General features: G+C 61.2%; 13 protein-coding genes. 9 read left to right on the top strand and 4 right to left on the bottom strand.

Translation table 11 applies throughout. The annotated features are described in order from the left end of the window. Positions 1-124 precede the first annotated feature (124 nt). From LJE93_13170 to LJE93_13145, 6 genes are all read left to right on the top strand, one after another. Positions 125-805 (top strand): heme exporter protein CcmB, encoded by a 681-nt coding sequence (locus LJE93_13170; protein MCG6949857.1) that lies wholly within the window; start codon positions 125-127, stop codon positions 803-805. A 107-nt stretch (positions 806-912) separates the two neighbouring features. After that, a complete protein-coding gene (locus LJE93_13165; protein MCG6949856.1) occupies positions 913-1,581 on the top strand; it encodes a cytochrome c biogenesis protein in 669 nt (222 codons plus the stop codon). Beyond that, positions 1,582-1,686, top strand: a complete 105-nt coding sequence (locus LJE93_13160) for a CcmD family protein (protein ID MCG6949855.1) — start codon at positions 1,582-1,584, stop codon at positions 1,684-1,686. Next, entirely contained in the window at positions 1,687-2,103 is a 417-nt protein-coding gene (locus LJE93_13155) for a cytochrome c maturation protein CcmE (protein ID MCG6949854.1), read from the top strand. It begins immediately after the preceding gene. Between the two features lie 62 nt (positions 2,104-2,165). Next, positions 2,166-4,709 carry a cytochrome c biogenesis protein CcsA gene (gene ccsA, locus LJE93_13150; GenBank protein ID MCG6949853.1) on the top strand — a complete coding sequence of 848 codons (2,544 nt, stop codon included), beginning with the start codon at positions 2,166-2,168 and terminating at the stop codon, positions 4,707-4,709. Between the two features lie 155 nt (positions 4,710-4,864). Beyond that, on the top strand, positions 4,865-6,058 hold the full coding sequence (locus tag LJE93_13145; protein ID MCG6949852.1) for an MFS transporter: 1,194 nt from the start codon (positions 4,865-4,867) through the stop codon (positions 6,056-6,058). Here the strand turns inward: LJE93_13145 and LJE93_13140 are convergent. The 3 genes from LJE93_13140 to smc all read right to left on the bottom strand — a co-directional run bounded on the left by LJE93_13140 (position 6,038) and on the right by smc (position 11,457). After that, positions 6,038-6,832, bottom strand: coding sequence for a lipoate--protein ligase family protein (locus LJE93_13140; GenBank protein MCG6949851.1), 795 nt, complete (start codon positions 6,830-6,832; stop codon positions 6,038-6,040). The genes LJE93_13145 and LJE93_13140 overlap by 21 nt on opposite strands. A 232-nt stretch (positions 6,833-7,064) precedes the next feature. Beyond that, positions 7,065-7,772 carry a DUF4397 domain-containing protein gene (locus tag LJE93_13135; protein ID MCG6949850.1) on the bottom strand — a complete coding sequence of 236 codons (708 nt, stop codon included), beginning with the start codon at positions 7,770-7,772 and terminating at the stop codon, positions 7,065-7,067. Positions 7,773-7,938: 166 nt separating this feature from the next. Continuing rightward, the gene (gene smc, locus LJE93_13130) at positions 7,939-11,457 is read right to left on the bottom strand and encodes a chromosome segregation protein SMC (protein MCG6949849.1); all 3,519 of its coding nucleotides are present in this window, start codon (positions 11,455-11,457) and stop codon (positions 7,939-7,941) included. Positions 11,458-11,653: 196 nt separating this feature from the next. Here smc and LJE93_13125 point away from each other — a divergent pair, with 196 nt between their 5' ends. Together LJE93_13125 and LJE93_13120 are read left to right on the top strand one after the other, a co-directional pair. Then, positions 11,654-12,487 (top strand): purine-nucleoside phosphorylase, encoded by an 834-nt coding sequence (locus LJE93_13125; protein ID MCG6949848.1) that lies wholly within the window; start codon positions 11,654-11,656, stop codon positions 12,485-12,487. Between the two features lie 15 nt (positions 12,488-12,502). Continuing rightward, on the top strand, positions 12,503-13,153 hold the full coding sequence (locus LJE93_13120) for an MBL fold metallo-hydrolase (GenBank protein ID MCG6949847.1): 651 nt from the start codon (positions 12,503-12,505) through the stop codon (positions 13,151-13,153). A gap of 254 nt (positions 13,154-13,407) precedes the next feature. Here LJE93_13120 and LJE93_13115 read toward each other — a convergent pair whose 3' ends face one another. Further along, on the bottom strand, positions 13,408-13,758 hold the full coding sequence (locus LJE93_13115) for an outer membrane beta-barrel protein (GenBank protein MCG6949846.1): 351 nt from the start codon (positions 13,756-13,758) through the stop codon (positions 13,408-13,410). Here LJE93_13115 and LJE93_13110 point away from each other — a divergent pair. Beyond that, on the top strand, positions 13,757-14,340 hold a 584-nt coding region (locus LJE93_13110; GenBank protein MCG6949845.1), incomplete at its 3' end, for a tetratricopeptide repeat protein. The genes LJE93_13115 and LJE93_13110 overlap by 2 nt on opposite strands.

The raw sequence follows: 14,340 nt of genomic DNA, 5'->3' as shown, positions 1-14,340 counted from the left end.
GGGTCGAATCTGGATCCGGCAGGCAAGGAGTGGCTCGCAGGCTTCGTCAAGGGCCTCGCGGCGAGCGGCAAGACAGTCGTAGTGGCGACTAACGACATTGATGAAATGGGCTGGGGGAAGAGGCGTGTCTCGCTTGCTGGCTGAAACCCTCGCGGTGATGATCAAGGATCTGCGAACGGAGTTTCGCACTCGGATCGCGCTCAACGCCCTCGGACTGTTCGCGCTGACGGTCCTTGCGGCCGTCTCCTACACCGTCGGCCCGTACCGGATCACTGCCGAGGATCGCCCGTTCCTGCTCGCGGTGCTCCTTTGGATCGTGATCTTCTTCGCGGCGCTTGCAGGACTCGATCGTTCCTTCGTCAAGGAGGAGGAGAGCCACACCGCGCCGCTACTTCGGTTGGCGGCGTCACCGACTGCCGTGTGGCTCGGCAAGCTCGGCTTCAACCTGATCCTGATCTATCTGCTGATGGCGATCCTGGTGCCGCTTTACTGCATTCTCATGGGATACGAGATCGTTCTGGTAGGCGGGTTCGTGGCAATCCTGGTTGTCGGAGGATTTGCTTTGGCGGTCATTACCACGATAGTTGCCGCGATCATTGCGCGCGCCCTGACACGCGGGGCCCTCTTCTCGGTCCTCTCGCTGCCGCTACTGCTGCCCCTCTTGATCTTCCTCATCCAGGGCACGTCCGGAGCGGCCGGTGGCGATGCCGACGTCGTCTCGAATTCCATCCGGGCGGTGGTGTCGATGGGCGGCATCATGACCATCGTCTCGGCCCTTCTTTTCCCGACCGTGTGGAACGATTGATGCACATATTCATGCAATTTAACGAACGGCCTGCACGTTACGAAATGGAATCGGGTATGCTCGTGCCTAATTCGGAGCGATTTGCGGGAATGGAGTTCTAGCGGCAGATGCGTGTTTCCGATGTCATGAAATGGGTCTTGCTGGCTTGGCTCAGCGTGGTAATCGTGGCGGCATTCTTCTATGTCCAGCCGGCAGAGGGCTTCATCGGCGAGTCGTCACGGATCGTGTTCTTCCACGTTCCGATGGCTTGGATCGCGGTGCTCGCATTCCTCGTTTCATGCATCACATCGGTGATGTATCTCAGAAGACGGAAACCGATCGACGACATCCGGGCGTCGGTCAGCGCCGGATTGGGCCTGCTCTTTGCTGTGCTCGCGACCACGACCGGGGCCGTTTTCGCGCGCATCATGTGGAACGCGTACTGGAATTGGGATCCGCGACAGACATCGATTACCATCTTGCTGCTGATCTACGCCGCGTACCTGGCGCTTCGGGGGGCGATCGATGACCCAGAGAGACGTGCCAGTTTGTCGGCGGTTTACGCGATTCTGGCCTTTGTCACGGTGCCGTTTCTGGTCTTCGTCGTGCCACGAATCTACTGGTCATTGCACCCCGACACAATCATTAACACTCGTGGTTCCAATGAGTTCGATTCTCGCTACACGCAGGTTCTCATGGCCTCTCTGGTGGGATTTACGGGGTTGTACATTTGGTTATATACTATCGGCTGCCGGATCGAAGCGGTTCGGCAGCGGCGCCGTCAGGAGGTGCTGTAAATGACTGACCTCATGGGCATCATGGTGGTGACCCTCATGATCTGGGTCGGCCTTTTCGCTTACGTCTACCGGCTCGATCGCAAGGTCAGCCGACTGGAGGACTGAATGACTGATTCACGACGCCAACGTCGTATCTGGTACGCGGTCGGCGCCGTGTTGGTGGTGGCCTTTCTGGCATACGGTACGACCTCGTTCAAATCGAATCTGACACCGTACGTCAGCTTCGAGGAGGCCGCCAGGACGGGCAATAAGGTGCAGATTGCGGGGAGTCTCGTCGAGAACTCGACGGAGTATCTGGATGCTTCGGAGGATCTCCGCTTTTCAATGGCGGATGAAAAAGGTCATACGCTGACCGTCCACTACAAAGGCGTCAAGCCGGGCAACTTCGAGGAAGCCGTGCAGATCGTCGCGGTTGGCACCTACCAAAAGGGCGTCTTCCATGCCGAACAGTTGCTGGTGAAATGCCCTTCGAAATACCAGGGGCTCGAGGACGACGTCAGATCGTACGGATCCGAGACCTGAAACGGGCCGCCCGATAAGGCGGTTCCGCTGCTCGTTGCACTCGTGATCAGATAGGAGAACCGATGTACCTTCCAGGAACCATCCTGATGTGGACGGCGTTGCTTGCCGGCATCGCCTCGACCGTAACCTATGCTCTGTCGATCAAGGATCCTGAACGCTGGCGAACTTCCGCCCGCCAGACCTACATTCTGATGACCGGCGCAATTGTCATAGGTTCAGGGTTACTGATGTACCTGCTGGTGACCCACGATTACAGACTGCATTACGTCTGGGCCTACTCCGACAACCTCTTGCCCCTCCACTATCTGATCTCGACATTCTGGGGCGGCCAGGAGGGCAGTTTCATGCTCTGGATCTTCTGGGGGGTGCTGCTCGGGCTGCCACTGATGCGTTTCGCCCGCACCTACGAGTCGCGGGTGATGGTGGTCTACAACCTGACCCTGCTTTCGTTGATCCTGCTGCTCGTCAAGCAGGATCCCTTCCGTTTCCACGAGGGCCTGACCGCGGCAATGACGCCGATGGACGGACAGGGACTCAACCCCCTGCTGCAGAATCCGTGGATGGTGATCCACCCACCGGTCATGTTCATCGGCTACGCCTCGTTGGGCGTGCCATTCGCTTTCGCGATTGCGGCTTTGTGGATGCAGCGCTATGACGAGTGGACCAAGGTGTCACTGCCATGGGTGTTGCTGACGCTCGGGACACTCGGGACGGCCATCATGCTTGGCGGATACTGGGCATACGAAACCCTCGGGTGGGGCGGGTACTGGGGCTGGGACCCGGTGGAAAACGCGTCGCTCGTGCCCTGGTTGGCGACCCTCGCCCTCACCCACGGCATGCTCTTGCAGCAGGGACGTGGGCGGTTCCGGCGCCTCAACCTGGTCCTTGCCATCGCCTCCTACCTGCTGGTCGTCTATGCGACCTTCCTCACCCGATCGGGAGTGCTGGCGGACTTTTCGGTCCACTCCTTCGTCGATCTCGGGATTACCGGGCTGCTGGTCTTCAACATGGGTTTCTTCCTCCTCATATCCGTCGGTCTGCTGGCTTTCCGCTGGCGCGAAATTCCTACCGACGTCGGAGAGGAACCCTTCATGTCCCGCACGATCTTTTTCGTCGTCGGCATCCTGTTGACGATCCTTATCGGGCTGGTCGTCCTCTTTGGCACCTCGGCGCCTCTGATCTCCAGATTGTGGGGGGCTCCCGCACAGGTCGGCCCCGATTTCTACAACCGCATGGGGTTCTGGCTGGCGGTGGCATTCGCTCTCTTCCTCGGCGGAACACCGTTCCTCGGTTGGAACCGTGCCCGCAAGGGTGCGAGCCGTCACCTCGTGATAGCCCTGGCGATCACCGCCGTGATAGTGGCGGTGGCCATTGGATTCGGGTTGCAGGGTGTATCGGCCATCGTCTACACTGCGAGCGTCATCTTCTGCATCGTCACCAATGTCTGGGCGGCGATCGAGTACGGGCGGAACGGGCGCTGGCGCATGGCCGGTGGACCGGTCGCGCACGTCGGATTCGGGCTCCTCTTGCTCGCATTTTTGACCACCGGTTGGTTCGATATGCAGCACAAGGTACGTCTGGCCGAGGGCCAACCATCCGAGGTTCTGGGCTACACCCTGACCTTCCGCGGCGTCGAAAAACCGACCCCCCAGGCGAGAGACGCCATGGTGGTAGAGGTGACCTCGCCGCGTGGCAAGAACTTCGTGCTCAAGCCGCGGATGTGGGTCAACCAGAAGACCAACCAGCTGATCGCCAATCCTGACATCAAGGCGTTCCTTACCAAGGACCTGTACCTGGCGCCGGTCGAGTTCCAGCCGGGCAGGGATGCGCCTGTGTCGGGCCGGATGGTGCTGGCGAAGAATAGGCCGACGTCGTTCCGAGACTGGACGCTGACCTTCCTTGGCTTCGATCTGTCCAGCCAGAACGCAGTCCCTGGTGCGCTCACTGTAGGGGTCGTGGTGCGCCTCGAACGTCCCGGAGCCGAAACCGTCGAGCTCGAACCGTCGATGGTATCGGCCGACGGCGACGTGCAACCGGTGGCGGTCGATATTCCGGGCGTGCCCGGAGGCAAGATTCGAGCGACCGGGATGAGCGTCGATCAAGGCGTGGTCCGGGTAGAAGTCCTCGGCCTCGGCGGCAGCATCGGCCGGACGGAAGTGCTGGCCAAGGGCGAGAGAATGGCCTACAAGGGCCTGAACATCGTATTCGAAGATTTCGACATGTCGGACTTTGACCCCGAGGCCGGCAAGATCAATTTCGGAGTCGTGTTGCAGGTCGAGGTGGACGGCCAGACGTTCGAGGTCGTACCGACCTACCGGGGCGGCATGGGTGGCGAACCGGTCGTCACCGCGGCGGTCGTTCCGGGTAGCGACGGCATCAGCCTGCGACCAGGTCGCATCGATGCCGAAGAGGGCACCGTCCAGCTGCAGGTCTTCGACCCCGCGGTCGAGCCCGAGGGTGCCACGCCTTCGAGCGTTGTGTTGGATGTGTCGACCAAGCCACTGATCTCACTCGTGTGGATCGGCACGATCCTGGTCGTCCTCGGAATTGCGATGGCGATCTTCCTTCGCCGCAAGGACGTTGCAACCATCCCGATCGATGGCTGAAGCCCTCGATAGTGCTGAGTTTTGAGTTATGAGTTTTGAGTTGTCCCCCTTCCACCCTCGACAATCCTGGGGTGAAGGGGAGGAATTCAAAACTCAAACATAAGAACTCAAAACTCGGCGCTCCGAACAACCTTCGTCCTCTGTAAGATGGCGCGGTGACCAAGCGGAAGGTTCTCTTCTGGATCGCAGTTCTCTATTTCGCGGAGGGCCTGCCCTTCGGGATCGCTTACGACGTGTGGCCGGTATTCTTCCGCGTGCACGACGTGTCCCTGCGCGAAATCGGCCTGATGAGCCTGCTGTCTCTGCCCTGGACCTGGAAGCTCCTGTGGGCGCCGCTGGTCGACCGCTACGGAGCTCGACAGCACTGGATCACGGCATGCCTTTTCACTCTCGGGGCGACCACGTTGGCAATCGTACCGCAGGATGCCTCTGACCCGTCGATTCTGATGTGGGGGCTGTTGCTCCTCTTTACGACCGCCTCGGCCACCCAGGACATCGCCATCGACGCCTACGCGGTGGATGTATCGAACCCGCAGAACGTCGGCAGCATCAATGGAACCAGAGTGTCGGCGGCCAGGGTCGCGATGATGATCGGCGGCGGCGGTGTGGTCTTCCTCGCCGATTACATGGGCTGGGCGGCCCTTTGGGTGGGGCTGGCCACCCTCTTCTTCCTGCTCGCAGTTTTAGCGTGGTTGAGCCCGCGCGTGCCGCTCGACAGCTCGGCGCGGCGCGACGCCATCCGACCGGTCCTGAGGTGGGTCTTCCGCTGGCAGATGGTGCCGGTATTGCTCTTCGTACTGTTGTACAAGGTCGGTGATTCAACCCTCGGCAGAATGGTCAAGCCATTTTGGGTCGATCGGGGCTACTCGCTGAGCGAAATCGGCCTGATCTCCGTCAGCCTGGGGACCGTGCTCACCATTCTCGGCGCAATCACGGGTGGCTGGTTCACCAACCGGTACGGGATCTTCAAGGCGCTGCTGTGGCTGGGGCTTGCCCAGCTGGTCTCGAATCTCGGTTACGTTGCGGTGGCTGCGATCGAACTCCCGCGCGAGAGCATCTACGTCGCCTCGGTTATCGAGTCGTTTACCCAGGGGCTGGGGACCGCCGCATTCCTCTCCTTCCTCATGAACCTCTGCGACAAAGAACACGCGGCGACCCAGTACGCGATCCTGTCGGCGATGTTTGCGCTGACACGTGATGTGGCGGGTGCATTTACCGGAATCGGTGTCGAGAACCTCGGTTACGCAATCTTCTTCGCCATCACCACCGCCCTCGCCCTGCCCGGGCTCGCCCTCCTGCCGGTGATCAAGCCGAGGATCAGGAAGGAATCAGGCGTCGAGGGAGAATGAACCGAGATTTTCGGATTCGAGGGAATACTCGCGGGTGCTCATCTCGCTCGTGACGAATTCGACGCCGAGTTCGTCGGCCAAGGCATCGACCAGCGCCTGTTCGAGGATGGAACGAGCAACGCGCCGTCCAGTTTCGTCCTCGAGAGTCGTGACTCGGCGCCGGAGCGAAGAATCGTCCGGCAGCCCCATCGCTCCGGCCTGCAGGCGGCCGTTCCAGCCGATGAGAATTGCACCATGCTGGAGGATCGCGGAGCCGTGCGCCCGCATCGCCGAACCGATCAGCTTGCGGCCCGCAACCGTCACCTCACCACCCGCGGGCGCTTCGAAACAGGGCACGGTGGTTGTCGGCCCAGGGAGCTGCAGATTGACTTCTCCCCCGGTGAGATCGGCGTCGACCCCAAGAGCCTTCACAGCGTGTACCAGGCCGTTGCAGATCGAGCGGTAGGCCTCCTGCAAATTGCGCGGCAGCGGTCCTGTGCCGACCGGCGCCACCACCGCGTAGGTGAGCTCGCTATCGTGAAGCAGGGCACGGCCGCCGGTCGGTCGACGTACCACGTCGATTCCCTCGGCTTGACAGAAATCCAGATTGGCCGCCTCCGGGCCCTGGTGGCGGCCCAGGGTTAGGCACGGTGGGTCCCAGCCGTAGAGGCGAAGGGTTGGCGGCGCGAGGCCGTCCGCGACGGCGTGCAGGATCGCGACGTCGCGCGCCATGTTGCGCGTGCCTGGGAGATTCCCGTCAACGATCAGCCGCCACTGAGTGGCTTGGGCGGTCATGCGTGGAAGGGTAACAAACCTCCAAACGCTTCTCGCATCGACGAGTCAGGTGCCACCTTTCGCATTGTCATTGGCGCGCTCCAGGTAGCTTGGCGACAGAGACAATGCGAAAGGTGGCACCAGCGTCGTGGAAGTCTCAATGCGCTGCTCAAGAGGTGCTGCCGATGCGGCCACGCGCCTCGCAAGAAAAAACCCGGGGCAAGCCCCGGGTTTTTCAGACGGCGGTGGACTGCTAGTCGAGCTGATCTGCGATTACGAGGAGTTGGAACGATCCGTCGGCGGGGGAACCGACAGCGTAGACGTAATAGTGCAGACCCGCTTCGAGGTCGACAACTGCGGTCGGCTCGAAGCTCAGAGGGCGCAGACCGCCGGCACGCGAGAGCCAAAAGCGGTAACGAGCAGCATCAGCATCGAAGGAGAAGCCTTCGCCGTTGGCCAGTGTTGGGTCGATGGCGTCGACAAGCTTATTTATTTTTGCGGGGCCGAAGTCGGCGGCGTGGCGGACGGTGACGCGGAGTTCGCGCTCAGCGATGCGGGTCGATAACGGTTCCTTCACGAGAGGAGTGTCGTTGTTCGAGAAGGCGCTCAGTGCAATGCCCGGGCCCGGAGTGAAATGTGCAATCAGGTGGACGTTGTCGCCATCATTCAGGTTTGCCGACATCGTCAGCACGGGATCGGCGGACATCGGGTCAGATCCGGCGAGGAAAATTTCGATGTCGTAAGTTCCGGCCGGAAGCATGACGGCCTCGGTGAACTCGAGAAACCTGAAGTCGGTCAGGAACGGATCGCCGTTCACCCAGATGTCGACCGGCAGGGCGGGGTCGAGGCTCAAAGCAGCGCCGGAAATGGCGTGAACGACTCTGACGGTTGCGTCGGCCGCAGCAAGTTGGGGTGCGGTGACCACCGCGATCATCAGCAGACCAAGGAAAAACTTTCGCATGACGTACCTCCTTATTTCGTGCCCGGGGGGCTTTTTGTCGGACACGTGGAGAACGTCTAAATTTTATCTAATATTTCAGAATGCGAAAGATTCTTCTAAATTATTTAAGAGTGGTCAATTAAGTTTTGTTGTGTGATCGTATCGAGAATTTTCTAGATACGAAGGATCAATCCTCGACTCGGACGGAAACTACCTTCGACACGCCCGGCTCCTCCATGGTGACGCCGTAGAGCAGGTCGGCGCGGGCCATAGTGCGGCGGTTATGGGTGATCAGCACGAACTGCGTGTGGTCGGTCATTGCCTGCACCAGATCGGAAAAACGCTCCACGTTGGCATCATCGAGCGGTGCGTCGACCTCGTCGAGGATGCAGAACGGCGAAGGCTTGATGCGGAAGAGTGAGATCAGAAGGGAAAGTGCGGTCAGCGCCTTCTCACCGCCCGACAGCAGCTGCACCGACTGGTTCTTTTTGCCTGGCGGCTGAGCGGTGATGTCGATTCCCGATTCCAGCGGGTCGTCCTCGTCGACCAGATCGAGGCGTGCGGTGCCGCCGCCGAAGAGTGTGCTGAAAGTCTCGGCGAAGACCGTGTTGACCTGTTCGAAAGTGGCGACGAAGCGCTCCGTGCAGGTGGCGTCGATTTCACGAATCGTTTCGTCCAGCGCCTTCAGGGCTTCGATGAGATCTTTGCGTTGATTGCCGAGGAACTGCGAACGTTCTTCGAGCTCGTCGAGCTCCTTCAGGGCCAGGAGGTTCACCGGCCCGAGGCGTTCGATTTTGGCGCGTAGCCCTTCGATGTCCGTTCGCAGGGCTTCGGACTCGTCGTCCGGCTCGGGCTCGATCTCGAGAAGTGTATCGATGGCGAGGCCTATTTCCTCCACGGCGTGCTCGCGCAGGCGTTCCCAGTCGGCCTCGGATCTGGTCTGCTCGACCTCGATCTCGTGCAGGATTTCACGCTCCCTGTCGTGAGAATCACGCCGAACACGGACCTCCTTTTCGAGCTTGCCAACGCGGTCGCTGACCGCATCGACCTTCTCGGCCAAACGGCGCTCGTGCTCGCGGGCGGCGGCCAACAGGCCCTGTTCCTCGACCAGTCGGGTTCGGGAGCGGACAACCTCTTCTTCGGTGCTTGTCTGCTGGTCGAGAAGCCGTCCCGCCTCCGCGTCCAGTGCGCCGACGCGGTGCTCGAGGTCGTGGGCCTCCTCTTCGAGACGTGCGGCGTCGGCCTGTGCGGACTCCAGCCGTTCCGTTGCCAGCCGTTCCTCTGCCCGTTGGCGATCCAGCGCTCGAAGGGCTTCCGAGGTCTCTTCCCGACGACCAGCGAGGCGGTTCGCCGCTTCCTCGACCGCCTGTTCGAGCTCGACACTCCTTTCCTCGAGCTTCGCGACCTCCTCCTCCAACCGGCCGTGACGTTCCGCGTTTTCTCCCGCCCTGTCGCGGCTGTTCTCTTCATCTGCAGCCAGCGAGTCGAGCTCTCGTTCAACGCGGCCGAGTTCTTGCACCAAAGATTCTTCAATCGCTGCGGTGCGGGCCCGTTCCTGTTCGGCAGCAACCACTTTGCTGTCGAGAGACGCCAGCTCCTTGTCCTGCACTTCGAGTTGCGTGGCTGCCTCTTGGTGGCGATTCGCCATTTGATCTGTGTGCGTGCTGAGATCGCTGATCTTCTGCGTGAGCTCTTTCTCGAGAGTTCGCAGCTGGAGGGCGCCCGGGTGGCGATCGCCGCGGGTCATCGGCTCGAGGACCCTACCCTTGCGAACCACCCCGTCACCGCAGATGATCATGGCGTCCGGAAGTTCATCCGCAATCTCGCATGCACGTTTCGCGTCGTCACAACGAAGGGTGCGAGGCAAGGATCGTGCGATCCAGCCGAGATGGTCGGTTTCGATACCAGCCTTCAGAAGCAGGTCTTCGGCCCCGTCGGGAACCGCCAGATCGCGGATCGGAGGCACCGGCGACGCGGCGATGAGGCGTATCCGTCCATCGAGATCGGCCAGTGCTTCGATCTGGTCGGAGGACAATCCGGAAGTCTTCATTACCGGAAGCTCTAGCCATTCGCGCCACACCCTGTCGAGCACCGGGGCGAGTTCCGATGGGGGATTGAGATAGTCGCCGAGTTGCCCGGCCATTTGATCGGCCGGCACGAGGCTCGCGAGCTGATCGGCGGCAGCGGAGAGGCGAGCGATCTCCCTTTCCACACCCTGCAGCCTGTGGCGCAGCTCCCAGAGAGTGTGCCCCAGCGACTCCGCCTCCTGCTTGGCGGTACTCGCCGCCTCCCGAAGTTGCGCCCGCTCGCTCGACAGCTCGCGCCGTTCGGAGGCGAGTCGTTCCGCGGCCAGCGCGGCCGCGCGACTCTTCTCCGCCGCCTCCCTTACCGAGCCAATTAGCTCTTCGTGGCGCACGTCGAGGCGTTTCCGATCGAGGCCGAGTTGGCTCAATGCATAGGAGAGACGATCATGTTCCCGCTCGAGGTCGCCGAGACGGTTTCGACTGGCGGTCAGGGTGGAAATCGTGCGCAACAGATCCTGTCGCTGCTGGGCGGCGCTCTGTTCGGCTGCGACTCGCAGGTCATCGGCCTTCTTATACGCCTCATCTGCGCTGGCGACTCCTTCCCGTACGGTTTCGAGCTCTCGGAGGAGGATCTCCATCCGCTGGTGGGCCTCGGCGATTCGATTGTCGAGTGAGCCCCGACTGGACCTCAGGGTAGCCGTCTCATTGCGCGTGTGGTCGAGGGAAGCACGCAGGTTGTCGAGCAGATCAGCCGAGCGTTCGAGAAACGCTTCCAGTCGTTCTCTCGAGCCCAATAATGTGGCCACCTCTTCACGAGCTTTTTCGGTATCAGACCGCGCCGACTCGAGCTCTTCACGGGCCCGACCGAGATCAGCGTCCGATCCTCCGAGGGCTGCGGCTGCGGCGGCCACTTCGTTCTGAGCCTGGGCACGTCGCTGGAGGATGTTGCCGCGTTGCCGATCGAGAATGTGGGCTTCGATGGTAAAAAGACGTCGCAGGTGGTCCTTGAGATCGGCCTCGAGCTTCTGGTGCCTTTCCGCCTGCTTCGCCTGTCGCTTGATCTGCCGCAGGTTGCGTTTGACCTCGCCAATCACGTCGTCGAGGCGGAGCAGATTCTGACGGGTGTGCTCGAGCTTGAGCTCGGCCTCGTGCTTCCTCTTCTTGTAGCGAGTGATTCCGGCGGCTTCCTCGAGCAGGGTTCTGCGATCGATGGGGCGTGCGGACAGAACCTGGCCGACCCGGCCCTGCTCGATAATCGAGTAGGCGCGCGTGCCGAGACCGACCGCTGCCAGCTCGTCGAAGACGTCCTTCAACCTCACGTTTCTGCCGTTGAGGCGGTACTCGGAAGGCCCACTTCGAAACACTCGGCGCCGGACCTCGAGGCGGCCGTCGGTTTCCTTCCAATGACCGTCGTCGGATTCGAGGACCAGGGTCACCTCGGCCGCGCCGGCAGGAGGTCTGCCTGAGGCGCCGGAAAAGACCACGTCGCCCATCTGTTTGAGCCGCATGAGAGACGGGCTCTGCTCGCCGAGGACCCACAGAATCGCGTCCACGAGATTCGATTTGCCACAACCGTTCGGACCGATGATCGCCGAGACCTTTCCCGGGAAGACGAGTTCGACGTCGTCAGGGAAGGACTTGAAGCCGATGAGCTTCAGTGACCGCAACCGAATCCGCGCCATTGCCGGCGCAACCCTACCAGAACCGACAGCCGCATGGTAGCGACCAGGGTCACCGGGCGCGCATTTCGGATTTCGAATTTCGGATTTCGAATTTCGTCCCCGCACGGCTTCCTGATGAACACCTGGGGGGAGGGGTGGGAAATCCGAATTCCGAAATCCGAAATCCGAAATTTTTTGGTGTGTTAGCCTTCTCGCCATGGACTCGCGGTTGACTCCGGATGATGTGAAACATCTGGCCGAGGAGTTCCGCAGCCGGTACGTGCCCGGTCGCGTGCGGGGCGTATTGGTGGCGGGTTCCGGCCTCGAGCTCGAGGTCCCAGGCTGGCAGGCAGGCGAGGAAATCGAACTCTCCGAGGTCTTGCCGTTCGATGTCCACGACCTGATGGGCCACCGCCACACCGTGACTCTATGGCGGCGTGAAAACGAGAGCCTGATGGTTCTCAACGGCCGCTTCCACCTCTATCAGGGCTATAGCCCGGAGGAGGTGGTGGCCCCGGTGCGGCTGGCGGGCCTTCTCGGGGCCGAAGTGATGATCGCGACCAACGCCACCGGGTCTCTCGAACCCGAAATCGAGCCCGGTTCGATCGTCGTCGTCACCGACCACATCAACCTGCAGGGCTCGAACCCGCTGGTGGGCGAGTGGGGTGCGGCGTTCGGGCCGCAGTTCCCCGACATGAGCGAGGCCTATGATCCTGAACTGCGAAAGCTCGCACGCGCAGCTGCCGCGGAGACCGGTTTCCCGGTTCACGAGGGTGTTTACGTGGCACTTCTCGGTCCCTCTTTCGAGACTCCGGCCGAGATTCAGATGCTGCGCGCCGCTGGTGGCACGGTGGTCGGCATGTCGACCGTACCCGAGGTCATCGCAGCGCGCCACATGGGGATGCGGGTCCTGGTTCTGTCATTCGCCGCCAACCCGGCGGCGGGGCTCGTCGACCGGCCCCTGACCCATACCGAGGTGCTCGAAGAGGGCGCGAAGGCGGCAGCCAGGATGGCCGACCTGATCGGGCTTCTCGTGTCGCGGGTCTTCTAGCGGATTCGGGCCCCGATGGCGTCACTTTTTCTCGAAGTGTTTCCAGTCGGTCCGATCCAGGCTAACTGCGTGCTGCTCGGAGATGGCGATGCCGGTGAGCTCGCCGTCATCGATCCCGGTGAAGAGGCGGAGAGAATCGTCCATCGGATCGCCATGTCGGGCCTGCAGCCGAAAATGGTGCTCCACACCCACGGTCATCTCGACCATGCCGGCGGAACCGCGGAGCTGGTCTCATTGCTCGAGCCCGGGCTGCCGGTAGGGCTCCATCCCGATGAAACAGAGCTCTATCGAAATCTGCCGATGCAGGCGACGATGTTCGGACTCGACGCCGATCCTCCACCAGACCCGGACCTATGGTTTGAGCATGGCCAGACGCTGTCCATCGGTGGTCTCGAGCTCGAGATTCGCCACACCCCGGGACACTCGCCGGGCGGTGTGTGCTTCGTCGTATCGGGTGTCGATGAGGAGCTCGTGGTGGTGGGCGACGTGCTCTTTTCCGGCTCGATCGGCCGTACCGATCTCTGGGGAGGTTCATTCCCCGTTCTCGAGCAATCGATCCGTGAGCAGCTCTATACCCTGCCCGATGACACCCGGGTCATCTGCGGTCACGGCCCCGAAACCACCATCGGCCGTGAGCGTGCTTCCAATCCCTTTGTGAAAGGGTAGTTGCAACCCTTCGTGACATCTTGGCTCGGCGTGCAGGGTGCCACTCTTCGCATTGTCTGCACCATCAACCTACCAGGTGGGTGCGGGTGACAATGCGAAGGGTGGCACCTGTGTCGTCGACTCGGCCAAGCGCTTCTCACAGGAGTCGTCCAAACGGTACGCTTTCCCAATGGGCGACAAATGAGCAGAGGAGCGACGCCGCCGGTTGGCGACGCCTTGCTCCCGTGCTCCCCTGTTCAGAAACTGGCTGAGCTTCAAAAGCTGAAGGCGATGCCAACCGAGAATGAAAAAGTATCGAAGTCGAAGGTCGCGGTGGTGTTGTCCGTATCCTCAGGCTGCGTGACATCGAGGTCAGTCCAGATGTAACGGAGGCCGCCGAACGCCGCCCAATTGCTGTTCTTGCCGAGCGCAATACCGAGCCCGGCCTTTGCGGAAAAGCCGAGGTCGTTGTCGACATCGAGATTCAGGGAATCTCCGTCTGGTTCGGTGTAACGGAGACTGCCATAATCCAAGCCGGCAATTCCACCACCGAGATAAAAGTCGAAGTACTCGCTCGTTGGTGTCAGGTGGAAGTTGAGATCGAGGGATATGGCGGTGGTTGACATGGAGTCGCCAAGAACAAGGTCGCCGTATCCTGGCACATCGTCGGCGCTCAGCACAATCGCGGGGCTTGGTCGATGCAAACTGGAGACTATTCGCCTTGATCAGGCGCGAGCCCTGTTCGAGCGAGCCATCGAGATCCAGGAAGATGCTCTTGGTCCCGATCACCCCAATCTGATTTTTCCGTTGACCCAGTTGGCAGAAATCGATCGACGACAGCGAAACCTCGATCAAGCTGCAGAGCGATACGAGCGCGCTCTCGTCATCGGCGAGCGGACGCTTGGACCTGAACATCCTGATCTCCTCTGGGCCCTGGGGTCATACGCGTTGCTGCTGGCCAACCGTGGTGATGTGGAAGGTGCCCGCGAAAATCTTGACCGGGCACTGCAGATCGCCAAGGAAGCTCACGGATCCAAGCATCTGGGTGTAGTCCGAACCCTCGAGCTGTTCGGGTTTCATCACTACCAGAAGGGGGAGTATGACGAAGCCTTGCAGTGGTATCGACGTGGCCTCGAAATTCGGCAAGAGATTTTCGGTTCCAACCACTCCTCTTCTGCCTGGAATCTCTACGACCAGGCCTGCCTTCT

It is taken from the genome of Acidobacteriota bacterium (assembly GCA_022340665.1).
Taxonomy (GTDB): domain Bacteria; phylum Acidobacteriota; class Thermoanaerobaculia; order Thermoanaerobaculales; family Sulfomarinibacteraceae; genus Sulfomarinibacter.
This window is presented reverse-complemented; position numbering and strand designations above follow the sequence as displayed.